Below are 1,547 nucleotides of genomic sequence, written 5' to 3'. Positions count from 1 at the left end.
AGAGACAGGAAGATAGGCGTTCATATTCAACCTTCAAAATAACATGCCTTTTCAGACACCTTTATCAGACACTTTTAATCCTAAAAGTACCGCAAAAATTATTGTCTGTTAAAGGTATATTTTTGTTAGACAATAATTATACTTTTCGCTGACTAAAAAAGTAATTGCTGTAATAATGAAGCCGAGAAAAATATTTGAAGCAATATGGTTTTACGACAAAAAAGCACCTACATTATCATAACAATAACGTAGGTGCTTTTTTATAAAATACTGTTAATATTAATTTTTCTATTCATCACTAGATTTAGATACTAAAAAATCTAATGCGTTAGCAATGACAATTATTAAAACTGGCAAAAATTGAATTAAGAAACGACTCCTGCCTGCCTCAAAAAGTAATAGAAAAACATTTGCTCCAATTATAGAGAGATAAAGCCAATTTTTAGTTATTAGGGACAATTCTTCAATTGACTGAAAAGATAAGACTAATAAAATTGTTGCTGTAATCCATATCAATTGTGCTAATGTGTAAAAAGCCCAGGATAAATCGCCTAAAGGCCAATAAAAACGCCGTAACAAACCACCAAAATTGGAAGAATAAGGGCGCGTAGTTTGATTAATAAAATCTGGTCCCCCTTCAGTTCCCCATCCAAAAGATCCGTCATGGTTTGTCCAGTAAAATTTATTTATTAGAAATTTAGGATATCCAATAATTCCCATCTTTTGTACTCTATTAAAGTATTCATTTAAATTTTTTTGTGGTAAATTTTCTTTATCTGGATCATTAATGTTTGATAACACATCTTGTAGATTATAACCACCGTTTCCTTGGGCACCCATCATTAAATATTGAGTAGGTGAGGTAGCCAAGCTCGGATCAATAGGATACATAGTTTGATGAGTATTAAAAAAGTGTAAACCTGAGGTAACTAAAAAGGTAGCTAAGATAGTAGTTAAGATAATCGGAATATTTTTCCATGTTTTATAAATAATTTGAAAAGTAATTAAGATAATAACTGCAGCTATATAATAAATACAACTAGAGGGTTTAACAAAAAAACTGCAGCTTCCTGCAATACCTAGAATTACAGCAGCATAGTAATTACTTTTCTTAATTAAAAGTGCTAATGATAAAATTCCTAAGCTTACAGGTAATAAGCAGATGGTATCAGTATATGTCACTATTATCCAAGGCGAAAAACCTAATAAAGTAGAAATTGTTATTAATCCAAATAAGGGAGCTGTTTTGCTATTAGTTAAAATTTTAATAGCAATAATCAAAAATAAAAAAGCAATATCTATAATTATCATATTAAAATAATTAATTACTAACATCGAAAACGGTAAATGAACAAAAGAGCAGAAATTTTTAACGAATACAAATAAATAATATAATGATAAATTATTGGGATCATAGGACAAATAATCATGCAGCCAGCCTTGCATCTGTGGTCTAGCAATTACTGAAAGTAATGTTTGTTGTGGATCCCATCCTACGTATGTAGTCAAATTAACAATCATAATTATCTGCCAAATAATTAGAATTA

Annotated in this window: 1 protein-coding gene; it reads right to left on the bottom strand. The window is 29.5% G+C overall.

What is annotated here, in order from left to right:
* Positions 1-288: 288 nt before the first annotated feature.
* A partial coding sequence (locus tag EQ827_RS08685) for a hypothetical protein (protein ID WP_219912690.1) occupies positions 289-1,547 on the bottom strand: 1,259 nt, incomplete at its 5' end.

Source organism: Bombilactobacillus bombi, from assembly GCF_013607485.1.
Taxonomy (GTDB): Bacteria; Bacillota; Bacilli; order Lactobacillales; family Lactobacillaceae; genus Bombilactobacillus; species Bombilactobacillus bombi_A.
This window is presented reverse-complemented; position numbering and strand designations above follow the sequence as displayed.